The organism is Klebsiella sp. KE9456 (assembly GCF_043832615.1).
GTDB lineage: Bacteria > Pseudomonadota > Gammaproteobacteria > Enterobacterales > Enterobacteriaceae > Klebsiella > Klebsiella indica.
Window position 1 is genome coordinate 179,816 of record NZ_JBDYQK010000010.1, and the last position, 22,471, is coordinate 202,286.

A 22,471-nucleotide genomic window follows, 5' to 3' on the forward strand; every position below is an offset into this window, starting at 1 on the left:
TCTCCGTTACACCTTTTCCACATTCACCAGGAAAGATTTGAACTCCGGCGTTTGTGTGTTCGCATCACCGACAAATGGCGTCAGGGTATTGGCGATAAAGCCTTTCTTCGCCACGCCCTCGTAGCCCCAGTGAATCGGAATACCGATAGTGTCGATATCTTTACCGTCTGCTTTCAGCGTGCGAATACGCTTAGTCACCACCGCCTTGGCTTTGATATAGCCGCGGTTAGAGGAGACCTTAACGGTATCGCCGTGAGCGATGCCGAGTTTATTCGCCAGCTTCTCGCCGATCTCCACAAACTGTTCTGGCTGTGCGATGGCATTCAGCAGCGCGTGCTTGGTCCAGTAGTGGAAGTGCTCGGTCAGGCGGTAAGTGGTGCCGACGTACGGGAATTTCGCCACTTTGCCCATCTGCTCAAGGTCGTCTTTAAAGACGCGAGCGGCCGGGTTAGAGACCACATTCGGGTGCAGCGGGTTAGTTCCCAACGGCGTTTCAAAGGGTTCGTAGTGTTCCGGGAACGGCCCTTCCGCCATCTTATCGATCGCGAACAGGCGCCCCATCCCTTCCGGCTGCATGATAAACGGCCCAACGTCGCTGCCAGGCGCGGCGGCGCTGTAGTCCGGGATATCAATACCTCCCCATTTTGCGCCGTCCCATTTCAGCAACTGGCGTTTCGGATCCCACGGTTTCCCCTGGGTGTCAGCGGAGGCGCGGTTATACAGAATGCGGCGGTTAAGCGGCCATGCCCACGCCCAGCCCAGCGTATTGCCGAGGCCTGACGGGTCGGCGTTATCACGGCGCGCCATCTGGTTGCCGTCCGGCGTCCAGCTACCGGTGAAGATCCAGCAGCCGCTGGCGGTGGTACCGTCATCCCGCAACTGCGCGAACGAACTCAACTGCTGGCCTTTCTTGACGATCACCGCGCCGGTTGCCGGATCGATAAGATCCGCCAGCGCTTTACCGTTGCTCTCCATCGCCACTTCTTCCGAAGCGGGTTCATGAGGGGTGGCGTAGTTCCACGTCATGTTCAGCACCGGCTCTGGCGTTGTGCCGCCCTGTTCGGCGTACATCTTACGCAGACGCAGGAAGATACCGGCCAGAATCTCGCCATCGGTGACGGCAATTCCGGGGGCGTCCGCGCCTTTCCAGTGCCACTGCAGCCAGCGGCCGGAGTTAACGATAGAACCGTTCTCTTCGGCGAAACAGGTGGATGGCAGGCGGAACACTTCGGTCTGGATTTTCGACGGATCAACGTCGTTCGACTCACCGTGGTTTTGCCAGAAGGTGGACGTTTCGGTATTGAGCGGATCGATGGTCACCAGATACTTCAGTTTTGAAAGCGACGCCACGATCTTGTTTTTATTCGGGAATGAGGCCACCGGGTTAAAGCCCTGGCAGATATAGCCATTCACTTTACCCTGGCTCATCATCTCGAAATACTGCAGCACGTCGTAGCCTTTATCCCACTTCGGCAGCCAGTCAAAGCCCCAGTTGTTTTCTGCTGTGGCTTTATCGCCAAAGAAGGCCTTCATCATGGAAACGAAGAATTTCGGGTAGTTGCCCCAGTAGTTCACCTGGCCCTTCAACAGCGGTTTTGGCGTGTTGGCGGCGAGGTAGGTTTGCAGATCGGTCTGTTTTTCGTTCGGCAGCGTCAGGTAACCCGGCAGGCTCTGCGACAGCAGGCCGAGGTCAGTCAGCCCCTGGATATTGGAGTGACCGCGCAGGGCGTTGACGCCACCGCCAGCCATCCCCATATTGCCGAGCAGCAGCTGGATCATCGCCATCGTACGAATGTTTTGCGCGCCGATGGAGTGTTGCGTCCAGCCGAGCGCATACAGGAACGATGCGGTTTTATCATGGGCGCTGGTTTCCGCGATATATTCGCAGACTTTCAGGAAGTCGGCTTTTGGCGTACCGCAGATGTTTTCGACAACTTCCGGTGTATAACGGGAAACGTGCTGTTTCAGCAGGTTCCAGACGCAGCGCGGATGTTGCAGCGTGGTATCGCGTCTGGCAAAGCCGTTTTCATCCAGCTCATAATTCCAGGACGTTTTATCGTACTTGCGGGCTTCCGCGTCGTAGCCGCTGAACAGACCGTCTTCAAAGCTGTAATCCTCACGCACGATCAGGCTGGCGTTGGTATAGGCTTCGGTATATTCACGGTTGATTTTTTCGTTGTTCAACAGGTACAGCATGACGCCTGACAAGAAGGTAATGTCAGTACCGGAGCGAATGGGGGCATAGAAATCGGCCACCGATGCGGTACGCGTAAAACGGGGATCGATCACAATCAGCTTCGCGCCATTGTGAATTTTGGCTTCCATCGCCCAGCGGAACCCGACAGGGTGCGCTTCAGCGGCGTTACCGCCCATTACCACGACGAGGTTGGCGTTTTTGATGTCGACCCAGTGGTTGGTCATCGCACCGCGACCAAATGTTGGAGCAAGACTTGCTACCGTTGGTCCGTGTCAGACGCGCGCCTGGTTGTCGACCGCGAGCATGCCGAGCGATCGGGTAAATTTCTGGGTTAAATAACCGGTTTCGTTACTGGAAGCGGAGGCGCACAGCATACCGGTGGTCAGCCAGCGGTTAACGGTGGTGCCCGCGCTGTTTTGCGCGATAAAGTTGGCGTCGCGGTCCTCTTTCATCAGCTTAGCGATGCGGTCAAACGCCTCATCCCAGCTGATTTGCTGCCACTTATCGGAGCCTGGCGCACGGTATTCCGGGAATTTCAGGCGGCTTTCGGAGTGGATAAAGTCCACCAGACCGGCCCCTTTCGGGCAGAGCGCACCACGGTTGACCGGGTGATCCGGGTCACCTTCGATATGGAAGATTGACGCTTTGGCATTTTTTGCGCCGTCGCCGAGGCTGTACATTAACAGCCCGCAGCCAACGGAACAGTAAGTGCAGGTGTTACGGGTTTCGCGGGTGCGCAGCAGTTTGTACTGCCTGGTTTCCGCGAGCGCTGCGCCGGGGGCAAAGCCCAGCGCCGCTGCCGTCGTTCCTGCCATACCGCCAGCGCAGATCTTAAAGAACTGCCTTCTGCTGACCTGCATGGTTCGCTCCTTGTTTCGACATTGTCACGTATAGTTATTTGCTTTGCGGTAAGAGCCGCGAAGGTTCAGAATTGAGGTAATTTCCCTCGTTCCTGAAGGGATATAAATAGAATACCACATTGTGTGTGTGCCTGTTCCAATACGGTTAAGATAAAGTGAACAAGAACCCTCATAAACAAGTCGAAAACGTGATGGATATCACGGGTTGTCGCCAGGTCGCGCTCTGGAAGCGTGAAAATTTGCAACAGCCTCAGCCAGACACGCTGGCTGAAGAAGTTCCGGTCGCGTTGGTTTACAACGGGATCTCGCACGTGGTGATGATGGCGACGCCGAAGGATCTGCAGCAATTCGCCGTAGGCTTTTCCTTATCTGAAGGGATTATTGAAAGCCGACGCGAGATTTATGGGATCGATGTCGTACAGGCCTGTAACGGTCTGGAGGTGCAAATTGAGCTCTCCAGCCGCCGTTTTATGGGGCTGAAAGCGCGTCGTCGCGCGCTGGCCGGGCGCACCGGATGCGGGGTATGCGGCGTTGAGCAGCTCAACGATATCGGCAAACCGGTGCAGCCGCTGCCGTTTACTCAGACATTCGATCTGGCGAATCTCGATCGCGCGCTGGCGCATCTGCATGATTTTCAACCGATAGGTCGCCTTACCGGCTGTACGCATGCTGCGGCCTGGGTTGACCCTTGCGGCGCTCTTGCGGGCGGCTACGAGGACGTTGGCCGGCACGTGGCGCTGGATAAACTCCTCGGACGCCGCGCCGACGTAGAGGGGGACTGGGGCAGCGGCGCCGCGCTGGTCTCCAGCCGCGCCAGCTATGAGATGGTGCAGAAGGCGGCGATGTGCGGAGTAGAAATCCTGTTTGCGGTTTCCGCCGCCACCACGCTGGCGGTGGAGGTTGCCGGACGTTGCAACCTGACGCTGGTGGGATTTTGTAAGCCCGGCAGAGCGACGATCTATACCCATCCGCAGCGGTTAATTGCGGGTTAAATTTAAATCAATTTTTTTGAATGAGAAAAGCAAATCCTTCCGCTTTTTGTTTAGTGATGTGAAGGCTACTATTTATCACATCAAGGCACAACGCCTTATCTAAACAACTAACGTAAAGGGTTTATATCATGAAAAGCATCAAAACTTTTGTCGCAGTTATCGCTATGGCCGCTTCTTTTGGTTCCTTCGCCGCTGAAACCGTAACCGCTTCCGCGGCAACGATGGACGGCGCGGAAGCGAAAATCGCCGCTCAGGCCCAGGCTGCTGGCGCAGCGTCTTACAAAATTACCGAAGCCTTTACCGGTAACCATGTGCATATGACGGCGGAACTGAACAAATAAGCTTAAGAGCTACTGTCGAAAGAGCGCCTGCGGGCGCTTTTTTTGTGTCTGGTGGTTCAGGTACGGCAATTTACTGAATTGCGTTACCTCTCGACTCAGCGGGGTGACCAATCATTCAGGTGAATTTAATATCATCGTGTGGTCTGAATTAATCCGCTTTCTCCTCATCTGGTTCCCGGAAACCGCGATTCCCGGTGCGTCATCATTAGCATTAGCGACTTTCGGTGGATTCCACCGTCACGACTATTTTGTAATTGTACATTGCAGATTCCCTTAATTTTGCAGGCGATGCGAACACCTTATCCGACCTACCCTCTCTTTATTTGCAACAGCGCCGTCGCGACATTGTCGTCCGGAGAATGTCTGGCGACGGCCCTGGGGCTCTCCAGTTCGGTGCATTAAATCGATTTCAGGCGAGAGAATCGCGCATTTTTGTTTGCTTCCGTTTTGCCTGAAAACATGAGATTGATGTCACTCTTCCGCCCTCAGACGGCTCGTATACTGCAATGGTGGCATCGGGGTTAATTATGTTTCTTGAAGAACGTAGAAAGTCTATTTTGCGATATTTAGATGAGCATGAGCGTGGCCATGTGAATTATTTTTCTACTTATTTTAATGTCACGAAAGAAACGATACGCAGTGATTTAAATGCGCTTGCAAATATGGGTCTGGTGCAGCGCTGTTATGGTGGGGCCATTATTTTACGCCGTAGTTTGCAGGCCGAGCTTATTTCGGAAACCGGTGATAGTTTTGAGGTACTGCTGCGACCTGTTAATCACCGTAAATCACCAGGTGATGAACGCCAGAAAGGAAAATTTATGCAGGGTAAGGTATGTGTATTCGGCTCGTTCAATGTTGATATTGTCGCTAAGGTTGAGCGTTTCCCGCGGGGAGGCGAGTCGCTGATGGCGCTGGGCAGCAGTCTGGGGCCTGGCGGGAAAGGGGCAAACCAGGCAACCGCCGCCAGCAAAGCGGGTGCCCAGGTGCATTTTGTCGCCAAAGTGGGCAAAGATCAGTTCAGCAATTTGGCGGCAGAACATTTAACGCGTTCGGCCATTCACTCTTACACCCTGTATCAGTCAGAGAGTGAACCGACCGGGAATGCGATTATTTACGTTTCTCAGGAGAATGGCGAGAATATGATCGCTATTTATTCTGGGGCAAATACCACCATTACCCACAGTGAAATTCAGGCAATTATTCCTGAGTTATCGTCATCTGATGTGTTATTAGTGCAACTGGAAAATAACTTCGATGCGACGCATTCAATTATTAAAATAGCTCACGATTTGGGTAAGCGCGTTATTCTCAATCCGGCACCTTATTCTGCTGAAATTATTCATAGCATTCCCTTTGTTGATGTGATTACGCCGAACGAAACGGAAGCCTCTTTATTATCGGGTATCGACATCAAGGATCTTGATACGGCAAAAGAAGCCGCCCTGCACATTGCCGGGCTGGGCGTTAAGAAGGTGCTGATTACCATGGGATCGCGCGGTGCGTTGCTGCTGGACAACCATCAGTTTAGCCATATCCGCGCTTTCCCTGCCGTCACCGTGGATACCACCGGTGCTGGCGATGCTTTTAACGGCGCGCTGGCCGCTTCGCTTGCCGCCGGAAACAGTCTGGTGCAGGCCGCAACCTGGGCCTCCGCCTTCGCCTCTCTGGCCGTTGAGCTGGAAGGGGCATCCAACATGCCTGACTTCGAACAGGCAAATGCACGACTTCGGACCCTCTGAATCCAGGAAAAATAAGATGAAAACGATCAACGGTATTGTTCCAGTAATGCTGACGCCATTTACAGCTGACGATCGGATTGATTATCCGGCGCTGGCGAAATTAATCGACTGGTATCTGGAGAAGGGGGTTGATGCGCTGTTTGCCGTCTGCCAGTCCAGTGAAATGCAGTTCCTCTCCTTAGCGGAGCGCGTCGAACTGGCACGCTTTGTGGTACAGCACGTTAATGGCCGTATTCCGGTTATCGCCTCTGGTCATATCAGCGACGATCTTGAAGCGCAAAAAACCGAACTGCTGGCAATGGCGCAGACCGGCATTGATGCTCTGGTGCTGGTGACCAATCACCTCGATCCGCGTAATGAGGGCAGCGAGGTCTTCCACGCCACGCTCAATGCGCTGCTGGAAACGCTGCCAGCCTCTCTGCCGCTCGGCCTTTACGAGTGTCCGGCACCGTATCGCCGCCTGCTTAGCGATGATGAATTTTCCTGGTGCGCTAACAGCGGTCGCTTCATTGTACTGAAGGATGTGAGTTGCGATCTGCCGACCGTTGAACGTCGCGTACGTCTGGCGCAGGGTACGCCGCTCAACGTCATTAACGCCAACGCGGCCATTGCGTGGCCAGCGATGCTCGCAGGTTCCCAGGGCTTTAGCGGCGTGTTTACCAACTTTCATCCTGAACTGTACAGCTGGTTGTGGCGGGAAGGAAAAAACCAGCGCGCGCTCGCCGATGAACTGGCGATTTTCCTCTCGCTGGGGGCTGTGACCGAAACGCTGGGTTATCCGAAAAACGCCAAAATTTATCATCAGCGGCTGGGGACTTTTGATGGCATTACCTGCCGGGTCAACAAAGATGATGTGCTGAATAAGTTCTGGGGACTGACGGTGATCCTTGACCAGATCCGCGCCGGAACCGAACAGTGGCGTCAGCGTATCGCGGGCTAAGCGGAGGATACCATTATGATAGTAACCAGCCTGCAGGCATGGCCCGCGCAAGAGTCGGCTTACCATCCGGTCATTCGTCAGGCGCTGGCTTTTCTTGCGCAGCATGACTTTCAGGACTTCGCGCCGGGCAAAATCGACCTGATCCCCGGCAAACTGTTCTGCCTGTTGCAGGAGATGGACAGCGTTCCCTTTGCGGCGTCGCGCCCGGAGTCGCACCGCCAGTTTATCGATATTCAGTATTTGATCTCGGGTCATGAGCGGATCGGCGTTAGTCGCGTTGAAAGTGCACGACATACTGTTGTTGATGACCATACGCCGCAGCAGGACATTATGTTCTGGCAGGTTAAAGAAGAAGAGATCCAGCTGGAACTGACGCCCGGTATGTTCGCGATTTTCTTCCCGCAAGATATCCACCGTCCATGCTGTCATCCGCAGGGGGGCGGCGTTAACCACCTGCGCAAGGCAGTGATTAAAATCGATCGCCAGTTACTTGAGGAGGCGGTATGAGCACCGTGAATCCGACTTCCGCCACGGCAATTTCGCCGCCGACGCTTTCCCGACGTCGCTGGGGGATTATTTTAATTCTGCTGCTGGCTGCGGTGGTGAACTACCTTGACCGCGCCAACCTGAGTATCGCCAATACCACTATCTCCAGGGAGTTTGGTTTCTCCGGCACCGAAATGGGTCTGCTGTTGTCGGCATTCCTCTGGCCTTATGCGCTGGCTAACCTGCCTGCCGGATGGCTGGTGGACCGTTTTGGCCCGAAGAAGATGTTTACCAGTGCGCTGACGCTGTGGTCCGCCGTGACCTTCCTGATGGGATTTGTGAACACTTATAGCTTTTTCTACGGCTTGCGGGTATTGCTGGGGATAGCGGAATCACCGTTCTTTACCTCGGGGATCAAAATTACCCAAAGCTGGTTTGCGGAGAAAGAACGCGGTTTGCCGACGGCAATCATCAATACTGGTTCGCAAATCGCTAACGCCGTTGCGCCGCCGCTGCTGACTATCCTCTTGCTGTGGGTTGGCTGGCGCGGGATGTTTATCACCATCGGTCTGTTGGGGATTCCGTTAGCGCTGGCATGGCTGAAGTTTTATCGCGATCCAGACGCACGGGAAGCGATGCTTATCCATACCGGGCAGGTCGCCGGGAACGCAATGGATAAACCGCAGGTCAGTTGGGGCCAACTGTTCCGCAACAAAACCACCTGGTTCATGATTTCCGGCAACTTCTGCATCATGTTTACCATCTGGGTGTATCTGACATGGCTGCCGGGTTATCTGGAAACGTCGCTGGGATTCAGCCTGAAGCAGACGGGTTTTATTGCATCCATTCCGTTCTTCGCCGGTATTCTTGGCGTGCTATGCGGCGGGATGATTTCTGACCGTCTGATTCGCAGAGGAGTGAATACGGTGACGGCGCGTAAGGTGCCAATTGTTCTGGGCGCGGTAATGGCGGCCTGTTTCGTGATGCCAATTCCGTTTGTAAGCAACAGCGGTACGGCGATTACGTTGCTGACGCTGGGCTATTTCTGTTCGCAGATGCCGTCCGGGGTGATCTGGGCGCTGGCCGCGGATATGGCACCTAAAGAACAGGTTGCTTCTCTCGGCGCGATCCAGAACTTTGGCGGTTTCCTTGGCGCGGCGCTGGCGCCGGTGATCACCGGGATTATTCTGGATGTGACCGGGCACTTTACCAACGTCTTTATTCTCGGCGGCTGCCTGCTGTTCCTTGGCGCCTGTTTCTATGGCTTCTTTGTGCGCAAACCGTTAGCACAGTAGTTCTCTCCCCAGACAGAGCGCCGACTGGCGCTTTGTCTCTCATATTGCGGGCTATTCGCCGCACTCTTCCACGCAAACTGAGAGACTTATTGCCGCTTATGTTTATTTCGCGCCGTGGATGATTAACCGTGGATGGTTTGATGGCACAGGGGAATAATGGCTTCGCTTTAAATCGGTTTTCTTATTCACTGCAAAGTTGCCCCGCCAGGTTCAGCGGGGCAATTATGGGGTTAATCCAGATAAAACACGCCTTTTAGCTCTGCGCTTACCGGACTGTTGTCCGGGTTGGCAGGCATCACATCGCGCATATGTTTCCACCAGCGCTGGCATACCTCGGTACTGGCGACGGCGTCCCAGCGCGCTTCTGATTCAATCTCCACCGTCGCAAACAGCAGGTTGCGCTCTTTATCGAGATAAATCGCGTAGTGGTGCGCGCCGTGGGCTTTCAGCACCGCTTCCAGTTCCGGCCAGATCGGATTGTGGCGGCGCTGATACTCTTCATGAGCGTCCGGATTTACCTGCATAACAAAAGCTTTACGGATCATAATGCCTCCAGATAGAGTTCGCGGACTTCATCGCGGCTGGCGGTGCGCGGGTTACATGGTGCGCATGGGTCGGCCAGCGCTTTGTCCAGCCAGCCTTCGATATCCTCTTTATTAACGCCAAGCTGGCTGAAGCCTTGCGGAATACCGACGCGTTTGCTCAGAGCGCGGATGGCGTTGATCGCCTCTATGCTGGCGGCTTCATCGCTCATGCCGCGGGTATCGACGCCCATTGCCTGCGCCACGCGGGCAAAGCGAGAGACCGCGTTCGGGCGGTTAAAGTTTTCGATGATCGGCAGCAGGATCGCGTTGCATACGCCGTGCGGCAGATTGTGGGTCGCGCCCGGCTGGTGGGCGAGGGCGTGAACCAGGCCAAGACCGGCGCTGTTAAACGCCATGCCCGCCAGATACTGACCGAATGCCATCTGCTCGCGGGCTTCCAGGTCGTGCCCGTCGTCCACGGCTTTTGGCAGCCACAGATTGATCAGGCGAATAGCTTCCAGAGCGTTGGCATCGGTCAGCGGGTGCGCGCCAATGGAAACGAAGGCTTCGATCGCGTGAGTCAGCGCATCCATACCGGTGGCGGCGGTAATGGCTGCAGGAATATCCAGCATCACGCTGGCGTCATCGACGGCGATATCCGGGATGATATTCGGGTCGATAATCACCTCTTTCACCTGGCGTGCGGAGTCGATGATCACCGCGTTACTGGTCATTTCTGCGGCCGTCCCGGCGGTGGTGTTGATCGCCACCAGCGGCACCCCGGCGTTTTTCACTTTGCCGACGCCGGAGTAGGCAGTTGATGGCGCCGGGTTGGCGGTCAGTATTTTTACCGCTTTGGCGGTATCAATCGGGCTGCCGCCGCCAAAGGCGATAAGGTAGTCGCAGCCCGCGTTCTGATACGCCGCGTAACCTTTTTGCACCAGCGCTTCGGTTGGGTTAGGGAACACGTCGTCAAACAGATGATAAGGCATTTGCTGCGCATCCAGCGCGGTGAACAGGCTGTCGAGCAGGCCCAGTTTCACCAGTTGACCATCGGTGACGATCAGCGCTTTACCCCACTGTTTACCCGCCACCAGCTTGACCATATCGCCGATTGCGCCGGCGCCGTGGAGGCTGATTTTGGGAAGTGCCAACATAAAACTCATGATAATTCTCCTTAAATATCTATTTTGGGAAATCCGTTCCCCTCACCCTGCTCCTCTCCCCAAAGGAGAGGAAGAAAGGCCGCACCGTACAGTTCCCTCTCCCCGAGGGGAGAGGGTCAGGGTGAGGGGGAAATTAAATGCGTCTTCGTTGCATAATCCGCTTTGTAATAATCGGCAGCGAAATCACCACAATCAGCATCGCGCCGATAATGATCGACATCACGATGCCCGGCACGTTGAGCAGGCTCAGGCCGAACGTTACCAGCCCCATCAGAAAGGCGGCGATAATCACCCCTGGCATGCTGCCGGAACCGCCGAGAATATTGACGCCGCCGAGTACCGTCATGGTGACCACCGCCAGCTCCCAGCCCATCGCCAGCGTCGGGCGGGTACTGCCGAGCCTTGAGGTCAGCAATACCGCCGCCAGTCCCGACATCAGTCCGACCAGCGCAAACAGCGCCAGGTTGTGGCGCTTGACGTTGATGCCGGAGAACCAGGCCCCGGTGGGGTTATTGCCGATGGCGTAAGTCCGGCGGCCAAAGTTGGTCTTATGCAGCAGAAAGGTAAAGGCGACGGCGAGGAGGATAAACAGCGCGAACTCGAAAGAGAGCGCGCCCCACACGTAGCCCTGACCGAACCAGGCGAAGCTATCCGGGTAGTGATTCAGCGCCTTGTCACCCAGCAGGATGTAGGTGATCCCGCGATACAGGCTCATGGTGCCGATGGTGATGACAATCGACGACAGATTAAAGCGCGTTACCAGGATGCCGTTAAACAGGCCGCACAGCAGCCCGACGCCCAGGCCGACGGCCACCAGCAGCGGCGTATCCATGCCCGCTGTCGCGCAGAATCCCATCACCGTGGAACTGAGCGCCATCGTCGACGCCACCGAGAGATCGATTTCTCTGGCGATAATCAGCATCGCCATCGGCAGCACGATGATCGCTTTTTCGGTGAAGTTAAACGTGGCGTCCGACAGGTTCCAGATATCGAGGAACCAGGGGGAAGCGAGGGCGTTGCCGATAAATACCGCCAGGGTCACCGCCAGCAGAAATCCTTCCCAGCACAGCAGGCGGCGCAGCGGCGACGGCGCGTCCGTAGCGTTTTTCATCTCTGCAGATAGCATCATTTTGCTCATGATTTCACCGCCTGTTTCTGTCGGGCTAACGCCGCGTTGCGCAGAATTAATCGTCCATGTCCCTTATTGCTGCGTTCGTTAAGTAGCACCGCAATCACGATAACCGCGCCGGAAATGGCCATCTGCCAGAATGGCGAGATCCCGATCACCGGCAGCGCGTTATTGATCACCCCAAGGAACAATGCGCCGCACAGGCAGCCGAGCACCCGGCCGGTTCCGCCCATGGTGCTGATGCCGCCGATGACGCAGGCGGCGACCACCTGTAATTCAAAACCGTTGGCGACATCGACGTAGGCGACGGCAAAGCGCGAAATCCACAGGTAGCCGCAGAATCCGGCCAGCGCGCCGGAAAGGCAGAAGCTGACGAACTGCATTTTCCCGGCGTTAATTCCGGTGTAATACGCCGCCGTAGCGTTACCGCCTGCGGTGTACAGCGCTCGTCCGCTACGGCTGTAGCGTAAGAAATAGCCGACCAGCAGTAGCGCGGCGATGGCGTACCAGCTCAGCAGCGGCAGGCCCAACAACGAGGCGCGCGGCAGGCCGAGAAAGCTGGCGCTCATCTGGTGCGAATTGACCCAACTGCCGTCGGAGAGCAGGAAGATAATGCCGCGATAAATACTCATGGTGCCGAGCGTCACCACAATGGCCGGAATCCCGAGCCGCCAGACCAGCAGGCCGTTAATCGCCCCCATCAGCAGACCCAGCAGGGTTGCCAGCGCCAGCAGTGCCAACACGGGAATCCCTGGATAGTGGGCGTTGAGCAGCGCGACAATCATGCCGGTCAACGCCAGGTTGGCGGCCATCGACAGGTCGATACCTTTGGTGAGCAGCACCATCATCTGGCCGAGAGCAAGGATGATCAGAATGGCGGTGTCGTTAAACATCTCCACCAGATTACCCGGCGAGACAAACGACGGCGTCCGGCTGCCGATAGCGGCGATCATCACCACGATGACCGTCGCCAGCAGCGCTTCGCGGTGTTTAAACAGTTGTCGTCCCATTACGCCGCCTCCTGACTTGTGCCGCTGGCGGCGCTGACGATGGTTTCCGCCGTCGCCTCACCGGCGCGGTATTCCGCGACCATCAGCCCTTCATGCATGACGATAATCCGGTCGGCCATGCCCATCACTTCCGGCAGTTCCGAAGAGACCATAATGACCGCCAGCCCCTGGCTGACCAGTTCGGACATAAACTGATGCACCGCCGCTTTGGAACCGATGTCGATACCTTTGGTCGGCTCGTCGAGGATAATGACTTCCGGGTGGGTCGCCAGCCATTTGCCGATCACCACTTTTTGCTGATTACCGCCGGAGAGGGTCTCCACCGCCTGACGCCAGCTAAAGGCTTTGACCTGCAAGCGCGAGGCGTACTCATCCGCCAGCCGCCATTCGCGGGCGTCGTTAAGCACCCCATTGGGGTTCAGTTTGCTGAGCTGCGGCAGGCTGATGTTCTGGGCGATTGGCAGGGCGATAATCGCCCCTTGCTTCTGTCGTTCTTCCGGCACGCAGACGATACCGGCGCGGATAGCGTCGGCAGGCTGGCGAAAGTGGACGGTTTCGCCCTTCAGCACGATCTCGCCGCAGGAGGGATGCGAAACGCCGGAGAGCGCCTGCATCAGCTCGGTACGTCCGGCGCCCACCAGGCCGTAAAAACCGAGGATTTCACCTTTGCGCAGGCTGAAGTTGATATGGGCGAACTCGGTAGGATGACAGAGATCTTTTACCTCCAGCACTGTTTCCCCCGGGACACAGTCGACTTTCGGGTAGGTTTGGGTAATCGCGCGGCCTACCATCATCGCCACCATCCGCTCCTCGGTGATGTCGTTAATTGCCCCGGAGTTGACGTAAACGCCATCGCGCAGAATGGTGTAGTAATCCGCCAGTTCGAAAATCTCATCGAACTTATGTGAGATAAACAGAATCGCTTTGCCGTCCTGCTTCAGGCGTTCAACGATCTGATAAAACTCCAGAATTTCGTGTTGTGAGAGCGCGGCGGTGGGTTCATCAAGGATCACCACCTGGGCATCAAAGGAGAGCGCTCTGGCAATCGCCACCATATGGCGTTGGGCGATGCTGAGGGTTTTTAGCGTCGCGCGCGGGTCGATCTGCACTTCAAGGCGGTTGAGAATTTCGCTGGTTTTGCGGTGCATCGCGGGCCAGTCGAGCTTCTTCAGCAAGCCGGTATAGAGATAATGGCCGACGAAAATATTTTCGCTGACCGAGAGTTCGTCAAACAGCACCGTTTCCTGATGGATCGCGGTGATCCCCACCTTATGGGCTGATTCCGGATTGGGCAGGTGGATTGGAATCTCTTTATAGAGAATATCGCCCTCTTCAGGCTGATAAATACCGGTCATCACTTTGACCAGCGTGGATTTGCCGGCACCGTTTTCGCCAATTAAGGCGGTCACTTTGCCGGGCCAGAGATCGAGCTGTACGTTCTCAAGGGCGCGCACACCGGGAAAGACCTTGGTGATGCCCTTAAGAGACAGCAGAGGCGTGGATGCGGACATGATAATTCTCCGTAAAAATCACCCCTTACCCGAACCCTCTTCCCGGAAGGGGGAGCGAATTGTGCGGCGCGCCCTGCATCATTGCGCAGAGGGCATCGCTTTCTTCCTCTCCCTTTGCGAGAAGGCCGGAGTGGGGGCTCAGGGATTAGAAAATTTTTGAGAACTTATCAATGTTGCTGGCATCGTAGATGAACGGTTTGCCCATCGCGCCGTTACCATCGGCATCCAGCTTCACTTTACCCAGTTTGCCCATACTGGCTTCGGTTTTGCTCGCCGTGCCTTTGACTAAATCGTCGGCGAGGTAAGTGGCGGCGTAGCCAAGATCAATGGGGTTCCAGATGGCGAAGCTTTTGCTGGCGCCGGACTTAATCGCTCCGGCCATTTCTGACGGTAGCCCCAGCCCGGTCACGTACACTTTGCCGATTTTGCCCTGGTCTTTTACCGCCTGCGCGGCGGCAACGATCCCTACCGACGAAGGCGAAACGATCACTTTCAGATCCGGATATGACTTCAGCAGCCCTACCGCTTCGCGGTAGCTTTTATCGGACAGGTCATCTCCATAGGCGACGGTCACCAGATGGACCGACGGGTACTTCGGCAGCACCTTTTTCATCTCCTCAATCCAGATGTTCTGGTTAGTGGAGGTCGGGGTGGCGCTTAAAATCGCCACATCGCCTTTTTCAACGTTCAGCGCTTTTAGCGCATCGGCGGCGAGCCTGACGTTGGTTTCGCCAATTAAGGCGTTATTGGACGGATTAAGGTGGATCTGGCGGCCCGCAGGGGCGACGCCGGAGTCCCATGAAACCACTTTAATACCGCGTTGCATTGCTTTTTTCAGCACCGGCACCACGGCGTCGGGATCGTTAGCGGAAATGGCGATCGCATCGACTCTTTGAGCGATCAAGCCATTCAGCACTTCGATCTGCGCTTCGGCGGTAGTGGTGGTCGGGCCGGTATAGATAACATTTACATCGCCTAACTCTTTGGCCGCCTCCTGGGCACCAACGTTTGCCGCTTCGAAGAAGCCATTTCCCAGTGATTTCGCCACAAGGGCGATTTTAACTTCCGCTAAAGCAGAACCGGACAACGCCAGGGCGGCAACGGTGAGGATCAAGCTTGTCTTTGTTTTCATTGCTTTTACTCCACATGATTGAGTTAGATTCCCGTCGTTTTCCGCCTTTGCAGCGTTGTCGCTTGATTCCGTGACTTACGCGTGTAAGCGCCGGAGGAGTTACTGCGACACCTACTTTCTGCATGGCGAAATACTCAGAGAATATTTTGCAGGTGACAGAGTTCGCCCCATCTCAGTGAGCGGGGCGCGATGTTGTTATTGATAAAGGTCTAACGCGGACTGCATTGGTTGAACATTAAAGCGTTTGCCGAGGGCAATCAGCTCTTCGCGAGTGATGGTTTGTTTCATTCCTCCCATTGAATAGACTTTCACCAGAACTTCAGCAGATTTTTCGGCGGTATCGATCAGGCCGAAGGTTTCGTCCAGATTGGGGCCGCTGCCGAAGACGCCGTGGAACGGCCACAGCACCAGCGAGTGTTTTTGCATTGCCTCGGCGGTGGCCTGACCGATTTCGTCAGTACCTGGCACCATCCACGGCAGAATGCCGACGCCGTCCGGGAACACCACCAGACATTCGGTGCTGCCTTCCCACAGTTTGCGGGTGAACAGCTCGCTGCTGTTTTCCAGCACGTAGGTCAGGGCGATCAGGTTGGTAGCGTGGCAGTGCATGATCACGCGGTCTTTGCCGTTGGTCAGTTTGATGCGCTCGCTGTGCGACAGGAAGTGCGCCGGTAGCTCGGAAGTGGGCACCGCATCGTGAGTCAGTCCCCACAAAATATGGTATCCCGCGCCGTCACTGTCGACTTTCACGACCCCGAGATTCGCGGCAGGGTCGAGCTGGACGTTGCGGAAGAATTTACCGGAGCCGGTGACAATAAATGGCTGATTGGCCAGCGTTGGCATCGGCTGGCTCAGGGCGATATAGCGCGGTTTAGCGTGGAAATCTGCCGCGTAGGGTTCGATATCCGCTTCGTCGAGACGCAATGTCAGGTTGCCGCCGTTGCGCTCGTCCCAGCCTTTGAGCCAGGCGTCGGAAGTGGCTTTAATCATGCCCTGGACGAACCAGGCGTCGAGAATGGTCTGCATAGTCTAGTGTTTCCTGTTGATTCGGCGCGGGTCAATCACCCGCCATGTGCCGCTTATGGTTATCCGCGCTGGCTCAGAACCGCATTTTCGTAAGCCCGTACGTTATCCAGCCACTGGCTGCCTGCCGGCGTATCGTGACGCTGGCAGTACATCTCCCAGATAGCCTGCCACGGCAGAGATTTCTGCTCTTCCAGCAGCGCCAGACGGGCGGTGTAATCGCCGTCGATTTCCAGCTGGCGCAGTTGTTCGGTTGGTTCCAGCAGGGCGCGCAGCAGCGCTTTTTTCATATTGCGGGTACCGATAACCCATGCCGCGATGCGGTTAATCGACGCATCGAAGAAATCGAGGCCGATATGCACGCGGTCGAACAGGTTGTGGCGGATGATTTCGCTGGCGATAGCCTGGGTTTCATCATCCAGCAGCACCACATGGTCGCTGTCCCAGCGTACCGGGCGGCTGACGTGCAGCAGCAGATGCGGGATATAGAGCATCGCGGCGGAAATTTTGTCAGAGATGACTTCTGTCGGGTGGAAGTGGCCGGCATCCAGGCACAGTGCGGTCTGACGGCTGGTGGCGTAGCCCATATAGAACTCATTGGAGCCGACGGTGTAGCTTTCCGCGCCGATACCGAACAGTTTGCTCTCCACGGCATCAATGTGGTGAGCCGGGTTGAATTTCTCGCTGATGACTTCATCAAGCGCATTCAGCAGACGCTGGCGCGGAGCGAAGCGGTCAACGGTGATATCTTTCATGCCGTCCGGGATCCAGATATTCATGACCGACGCGGTGCCTAACTGTTCGCCGAAATATGCGGAAACCCGGCGGCTGGCTTTACAGTGATCGATCCAGAACTGGCGGATTTCATCGTTCGCGTGCGACAGCGTAAAACCATCGGCGCTTAGCGGATGCGAGAAGCAGGAGGGGTTAAAATCCAGCCCGAGATTGTTGGCTTTCGCCCATTCCACCCAGTTTTTAAAGTGTTCCGGCTTGATTTCATTACGTGGAACCGGAGTATCCGATTCCAGATAGAGCGCGTGCAGGTTCAGGCGTTTTGGCCCTGGGATCAGGCTCAGCGCCTGTTCGAGGTCAGCGCGTAGTTCGGTTGCGTTACGGGCTTTACCCGGATAGTTACCGGTGGCCTGAATGCCGCCGGTGAGACTCCCTTCCGGGTTTTCGAAACCGACGACGTCATCGCCCTGCCAGCAGTGCATGGAAACAGGCAGGCGGTCCAGCTGGCGCAAGGCCTCCTCGACATCCACGCCGATGCTGGCGTAACGCTGTTTGGCAATTTCCCAGGCTTGTTCAAGTTGAGTGGTCATGCGCAAAGCTCCTTGTTCTGTTGTGGCTGAAACTGCGCAACGAAGCGAGCAATTTCATTTTCAGGATTAGGGGTAAACGTGGTGAGGGCATAGTTCTGTCGCACCACCTGACGGAATTCATCGACGTTATTCAGTTCGTCGAGGGTCATGAGCTGGATACCGATATTTCCCAGCGTGGAGGCTTCGATGGGGCCGGCGATCACGGTGATACCGCAGGCGTCCGCGCACAGCTGGTTGAGTAGTTCGTTCTGGCAGCCGCCGCCAACGATATGGAGCTGGCTGAATGGCTGACCGCGAAGGGTTGCCAGTTCATTGAGTACCCGGGCGTACAGCAGCGCCAGACTGTCGAAAATGCAGCGCGCCAGTTCAGCGTCATTATCAGGTATCGGCTGCCCGGATTCGCGGCAGGCGGCCTGGATTTCGGCGCTCATATTGGCCGGATTGATAAAGCGATCGTCGTTACAGTCAATGATGGCGCGGCAGGCCGGAAGCGCGGCGGTACGCGCGATCAGTTGCGGCAGATCGCTGACGTTTTGCTCTTTCAGCACCCGTTGCAGTAGCCACAGGCCCATAATATTTTTCAGCACCCGATAGCGGCCTTCAGCGCCGCCTTCGTTGGTGATATTTGCCTTCAGCGCCTCCTCGCTGGTGCAGGGGATTTTGCTTTCAAAGCCCATCAGCGACCAGGTGCCTGAAGAGAGATAAGCGGCGTTTTTACCGGCCAGCGGCGAAGCGATGACCGCGCTGGCGGTATCGTGGCTGGCGACGGCCACCACCGGGATGGGGTTGCCCTGCGGGCAGATCCAGTGGCCGATAACGTTGCCGGGATGCGTCGGCGTACCGAACCATTCGCGCGGCGCGCCGGTCCAGTTCAGCAGCTCTTCGTCCCAGTTATCGTTATTGATATTGACCAGTTGCGTGGTGGTGGCGTTGGTGTATTCCCAGTTCATGTTACCGGTCAGGCGAAAGCTGAAGTAGTCCGGGATCAGCAGCGCGTGCGCGGCCTGGCTGACCAGTTCCGGCTGCTGTTCAACCACCGCGCGGAGCTGATAAAGAGTGTTAAACGGCAGAAACTGAATACCGCTGCGGCGATAGATTTCCTCGCGACCTAATTGCTCTTCGGCATGGCGCATCAGCCCCTGGGTACGCGCATCGCGATAGGAAACCGGCAGGCCGACGCGCTGGCCCTGTTTATCCAGCAGGACATAATCCACGCCCCAGGTATCGATACCGATGCTATCGATCAGGATGCCCTGTTCGCATACCTTGTTCAGCCCGAGGCGAATTTCGCCTTCCAGGCTATCGATATCCCAGCAGTCGAATCCATTGACTTTCTGTAAATGATTGGCAAATCGGTGAACCTCACGCAGCGCCAGGGTTTGCTGCCCGGAGGTATAGCTGGCGAGCATCACCCGCCCGCTGGAGGCGCCTAAATCAACGGCGACACAATGACGAAAACGCATAGGAAGTTCCTTGTGAAAATCATTGCATGCAGTCTAAAAAAGTCGCGCCTGGCTCACCTTCTTGTTACTGACAGGTGAAATTCGCCCCTGGCAAGAAAGCAAAGGTGACCGTGAGAGATGTCACAGTTTTGTTTTGTCAACGATGCGTCGGGAGATGTGATGTTGTCCGCAGTTCCCGATCTTTCCCGTCGTTTCTTGAAAAAGCGGCAGGTTTTACGAATTTTGCGGTCAAAAATTGAAGGCTGGATTGCCGCCCCTTGATTACTATTTGCTCCACTGATTGATAAAATTTCTCATTTCGAGGAGCGGCTATGACCATGTTGCACTGTGTGGATTTCTTTAAGTCCGGCGCTTCAACTGTCGCCATTGAACCGCGGCTTCCGCAATCGGCCTTTCCGGAGCATCACCATGATTTTCATGAAATTGTTATCGTGGAGCACGGCACCGGGATTCATGTTTTCAACGGTCAGCCCTATACCATCAGCGGCGGATCGGTTTGCTTTATTCGCGATCACGATCGTCATCTCTATGAGCACACGGACAATTTATGTCTGACCAATGTGCTCTACCGCGCGCCGGACGCGTTTCGTTTTTTGTCCAGCCTGAACGAATTGTTGCCGAAGGAGCAGGAGGGGAATTATCTCTCGCACTGGCGGGTCAACCAGAACGTTTTACAGCAGGTTCGTCAGATTGTGAGCCAGATAGAGAATGTGGGCGTGGACGCGGATATGCATTCCATCGCCAGCCGTGAAATTTATTTTATGCAACTGCTGGTGTTACTGCGTAAAAGCAGCCTGGCGGAAGAGACGACAGACAATGATGCGCGGCTCAATCATCTGATGGCCTGGCTCGAAGACCATTTCGCTGAAGATGTTTGCTGGGAAGAGGTGGCTGCGCAGTTTTCCCTGTCATTGCGCACGCTGCATCGGCAGTTAAAACAGCAAACCGGTCTGACGCCGCAGCGCTATTTGAACCGGGTGCGGTTGATAAAAGCGCGGCATCTGTTGCGGCATAGCGATGACAGCGTGACGGATATCGCCTATCGCTGCGGGTTCGGCGACAGTAACCACTTTTCTACGCTTTTTCGCCGGGAATTTGACTGGTCTCCGCGCGATATTCGCCAGGGGCGTGACGCCATTCTTCAGTAACGCGAGAGCAGTCAACGTTTTAGCAGACATAAACGCGAATAATATGCCCTGAATAATTCGGGTTGCAGACGTTCTGTACAGCGCTTGCGCTGGCAACGCGCAGGCAACCTGAAGTATGACGAGTATCAAACGTTATTCGCCCTGGAGTTGATGCTGTGGTAGGTCAGCTGATTCTTCGCAAAGATGAATTTTTTGCCTCCCCCGCTCAGGCGGTGGCGGTCGCCGATCGCTACCCGCAAAACGTCTTCGCCGAACATACCCATGAATTTTGTGAACTGGTGCTGGTGTGGCGCGGTAACGGTCTGCATGTCCTTAACGATCGTCCGTGGCGTATTACCCGCGGCGACCTGTTTTATATTCGCGCGGAAGATAAACACTCCTACGCCTCAGTTAATGATTTAGTCCTGCAAAACGTGATTTATTGCCCGGAGCGGCTGCGGCTCAACTTTGACTGGGCAGCGTATATACCCGGCCTGTTCGGTACTCCGTGGGTCCCGCACTGGCGGATTGGCAGCAGCGGCATGGCGCAGATCAGGCAGGTGATTACTCAACTGGAGCATGAGAGCTGCCGCAGCGATGCGCGGGCTGATGATATGGACGAACTGCTGTTCGCGCAGTTGGTGCTTATGCTTCAACGCTATCGCTACGCCACCGATAATCTGGCGGCGACCCAGAGTGAAGCGCTACTCGATAAACTGCTCACCGAACTGGCCGGCAGCCTGAATCGCCCTTTCTTTCTTGACCGGTTTTGCCAGCGGGAAGGGTGCAGCGAACGTGCGTTACGCCAGCAGTTTCGTCAGCAGACGGGAATGACCGTTAACCATTACCTGCGCCAGTTACGCATCTGCCATGCCCAGTATCTGCTGCAGCACACGGAACGGTTGATTGGCGAAATAGCGATGCAATGCGGGTTTGAAGACAGTAACTACTTTTCGGTGGTGTTTAACCGCGAGATTGGCATGACGCCTGGGCAGTGGCGGCAGCGCAGCCGCACTGCCGCATAACTCCGCTTAGTTCGCCATGCCGAGGCCGACGATATTGGCGGCAATAATAATCACCACGCAGCCGAGGCTCAGTACGCTCACCGGGCGACGACCGGCGTTTTTCCACTCTTTCAGCACCAGACCGACCAGGCCGCCGCACAGAACATAGAAGCTCATATGCAGCATCCAGCTCATGTAGTCATACTGCGCCGGAATCCGGGCATGGCCCCAGGCATAGAAGAAGAACTGGAGATACCACATCAGGCCGCCCAACGCGGAAAGCAGAATATTGCTGATGATCAGCGGTTTTGCCAGTGAGAAGTCGGCTTTTATCGACAGATCTTTTACTTTTGCCAGGCGGATAAAGCAGAAGCCGAGATTGATCACCGCGCCACCGCCCATAATCACCACGTAGCTTGGCAGCGCAATGTAGAGCGGGTCAACGCCGAGCGCGGCGGCGGCTTCATGCATCGGTTTGGCGGCATTCATCGCAAATGACATACCGGCAGAGAAGATGCCGCACATCACCGCCAGTATCAGCCCTTTTTTCAGGTTGAACTCCTCTGCTTTGATGCCCATTTTTCGCTCTTTAAGCTGGCCGGCGCGGGTGACGATACCCACGCCAATCACCGCAACCAGCACGCCGAGCAGCGTCAACTGGCCGCCTTTGGTGTTAATTAAGGTATCGAACTGACCATTGATAATCGGAGTCATTAGCGTGCCGACGATCAGCGTAATGCCGATGGCGATGCCGATTCCCATCGACATGCCGAGGTAGCGCATGGTCAGACCATAGTTGATATTGCCGATCCCCCACATTGCGCCGAACAGGAAGACGGGCAGAAGAGTGGAAGCGCTAAAGGAGCTGTAATAAGCCCAAAAATCAGGCAATAGCATGGCACTGATGGCCCAGGGCAGAATCAGCCAGGAGACGACTCCGCCAATAGACCACATGGTTTCCCAGGACCAGTGTTTAACTTTCTTGAACGGGGCATAAAAACAGGCCGCGCTGGCCGCGCCTATTAAATGCCAAAAAATACCCATCGTAATCGCGTGATCCATTGATTTTATCCTCATCTATTTTTTATCGGATAAATCTTCTTCCGACACTGGAGAGTGTAAAAATCGATCACTTTTTCCGCCTTTAAGCTGTTGCCACCAGAAACGTCATTCTGGCAACCATCAACTTAATTAGTTGTTCTGCATCACA

The 22,471-nt window shown here is 55.6% G+C and carries 19 protein-coding genes; 8 read left to right on the forward strand and 11 right to left on the reverse strand.

All coding sequences use genetic code 11. The annotated features are described in order from the left end of the window. Window positions 1–6: 6 nt before the first annotated feature. Complete coding sequence (gene fdnG / locus ABK821_RS12515; protein ID WP_142503187.1) at window positions 7–3,057, reverse strand: formate dehydrogenase-N subunit alpha; 3,051 nt, start codon at window positions 3,055–3,057, stop codon at window positions 7–9. A gap of 191 nt (window positions 3,058–3,248) precedes the next feature. Between fdnG and fdhD the strand changes: the two genes are divergently transcribed. From fdhD to ABK821_RS12545, 6 genes are all read left to right on the forward strand, one after another. After that, complete coding sequence (fdhD, locus tag ABK821_RS12520) at window positions 3,249–4,049, forward strand: formate dehydrogenase accessory sulfurtransferase FdhD (RefSeq protein WP_374043500.1); 801 nt, start codon at window positions 3,249–3,251, stop codon at window positions 4,047–4,049. A gap of 128 nt (window positions 4,050–4,177) precedes the next feature. After that, window positions 4,178–4,390 (forward strand): YdgH/BhsA/McbA-like domain containing protein, encoded by a 213-nt coding sequence (locus ABK821_RS12525; RefSeq protein WP_138362818.1) that lies wholly within the window; start codon window positions 4,178–4,180, stop codon window positions 4,388–4,390. A gap of 527 nt (window positions 4,391–4,917) precedes the next feature. Then, on the forward strand, window positions 4,918–6,129 hold the full coding sequence (locus tag ABK821_RS12530; protein WP_138362819.1) for a PfkB family carbohydrate kinase: 1,212 nt from the start codon (window positions 4,918–4,920) through the stop codon (window positions 6,127–6,129). Between the two features lie 16 nt (window positions 6,130–6,145). Further along, the gene (locus ABK821_RS12535) at window positions 6,146–7,069 is read left to right on the forward strand and encodes a dihydrodipicolinate synthase family protein (RefSeq protein ID WP_343178859.1); all 924 of its coding nucleotides are present in this window, start codon (window positions 6,146–6,148) and stop codon (window positions 7,067–7,069) included. A 15-nt stretch (window positions 7,070–7,084) separates the two neighbouring features. After that, window positions 7,085–7,576, forward strand: coding sequence for a YhcH/YjgK/YiaL family protein (locus ABK821_RS12540; RefSeq protein WP_343178858.1), 492 nt, complete (start codon window positions 7,085–7,087; stop codon window positions 7,574–7,576). After that, complete coding sequence (locus ABK821_RS12545) at window positions 7,573–8,850, forward strand: MFS transporter (RefSeq protein ID WP_343178857.1); 1,278 nt, start codon at window positions 7,573–7,575, stop codon at window positions 8,848–8,850. Before ABK821_RS12540 ends, ABK821_RS12545 begins: the two co-directional genes overlap by 4 nt. A 230-nt stretch (window positions 8,851–9,080) precedes the next feature. On the opposite strand, the gene rhaM is transcribed toward ABK821_RS12545, so the two are convergent. The 9 genes from rhaM to rhaB form a co-directional block, all read right to left on the reverse strand. Continuing rightward, window positions 9,081–9,395, reverse strand: coding sequence for an L-rhamnose mutarotase (gene rhaM, locus ABK821_RS12550; RefSeq protein WP_138362823.1), 315 nt, complete (start codon window positions 9,393–9,395; stop codon window positions 9,081–9,083). Continuing rightward, window positions 9,392–10,540, reverse strand: a complete 1,149-nt coding sequence (fucO, locus tag ABK821_RS12555; RefSeq protein ID WP_138362824.1) for a lactaldehyde reductase — start codon at window positions 10,538–10,540, stop codon at window positions 9,392–9,394. Before fucO ends, rhaM begins: the two co-directional genes overlap by 4 nt. Before the next feature lie 133 nt (window positions 10,541–10,673). Then, complete coding sequence (locus ABK821_RS12560) at window positions 10,674–11,678, reverse strand: ABC transporter permease (RefSeq protein ID WP_343178856.1); 1,005 nt, start codon at window positions 11,676–11,678, stop codon at window positions 10,674–10,676. Next, window positions 11,675–12,679 carry an ABC transporter permease gene (locus ABK821_RS12565; protein ID WP_142503183.1) on the reverse strand — a complete coding sequence of 335 codons (1,005 nt, stop codon included), beginning with the start codon at window positions 12,677–12,679 and terminating at the stop codon, window positions 11,675–11,677. Before ABK821_RS12565 ends, ABK821_RS12560 begins: the two co-directional genes overlap by 4 nt. Further along, a complete protein-coding gene (locus ABK821_RS12570; protein ID WP_343178855.1) occupies window positions 12,679–14,190 on the reverse strand; it encodes a sugar ABC transporter ATP-binding protein in 1,512 nt (503 codons plus the stop codon). The genes ABK821_RS12565 and ABK821_RS12570 overlap by 1 nt, the downstream gene beginning before the upstream one ends. A gap of 145 nt (window positions 14,191–14,335) precedes the next feature. Beyond that, a complete protein-coding gene (rhaS, locus tag ABK821_RS12575) occupies window positions 14,336–15,322 on the reverse strand; it encodes a rhamnose ABC transporter substrate-binding protein (RefSeq protein ID WP_343178854.1) in 987 nt (328 codons plus the stop codon). A 195-nt stretch (window positions 15,323–15,517) separates the two neighbouring features. Further along, a complete protein-coding gene (rhaD, locus tag ABK821_RS12580; RefSeq protein ID WP_142503182.1) occupies window positions 15,518–16,348 on the reverse strand; it encodes a rhamnulose-1-phosphate aldolase in 831 nt (276 codons plus the stop codon). A 59-nt stretch (window positions 16,349–16,407) separates the two neighbouring features. Beyond that, complete coding sequence (gene rhaA, locus ABK821_RS12585; protein ID WP_138362830.1) at window positions 16,408–17,667, reverse strand: L-rhamnose isomerase; 1,260 nt, start codon at window positions 17,665–17,667, stop codon at window positions 16,408–16,410. Further along, on the reverse strand, window positions 17,664–19,130 hold the full coding sequence (gene rhaB / locus ABK821_RS12590) for a rhamnulokinase (RefSeq protein WP_138362831.1): 1,467 nt from the start codon (window positions 19,128–19,130) through the stop codon (window positions 17,664–17,666). Before rhaB ends, rhaA begins: the two co-directional genes overlap by 4 nt. A gap of 311 nt (window positions 19,131–19,441) precedes the next feature. Here rhaB and rhaS (ABK821_RS12595) point away from each other — a divergent pair, with 311 nt between their 5' ends. Both rhaS (ABK821_RS12595) and rhaR read left to right on the forward strand, forming a co-directional pair. Beyond that, the gene (gene rhaS, locus ABK821_RS12595) at window positions 19,442–20,278 is read left to right on the forward strand and encodes an HTH-type transcriptional activator RhaS (RefSeq protein ID WP_142503180.1); all 837 of its coding nucleotides are present in this window, start codon (window positions 19,442–19,444) and stop codon (window positions 20,276–20,278) included. A gap of 155 nt (window positions 20,279–20,433) precedes the next feature. Continuing rightward, entirely contained in the window at window positions 20,434–21,282 is an 849-nt protein-coding gene (rhaR, locus tag ABK821_RS12600) for an HTH-type transcriptional activator RhaR (protein ID WP_343178853.1), read from the forward strand. 6 nt (window positions 21,283–21,288) lie between these two features. Here the strand turns inward: rhaR and rhaT are convergent, their stop codons facing one another. Continuing rightward, window positions 21,289–22,323, reverse strand: a complete 1,035-nt coding sequence (gene rhaT, locus ABK821_RS12605) for an L-rhamnose/proton symporter RhaT (protein ID WP_308561980.1) — start codon at window positions 22,321–22,323, stop codon at window positions 21,289–21,291. Window positions 22,324–22,471: the final 148 nt, after the last annotated feature.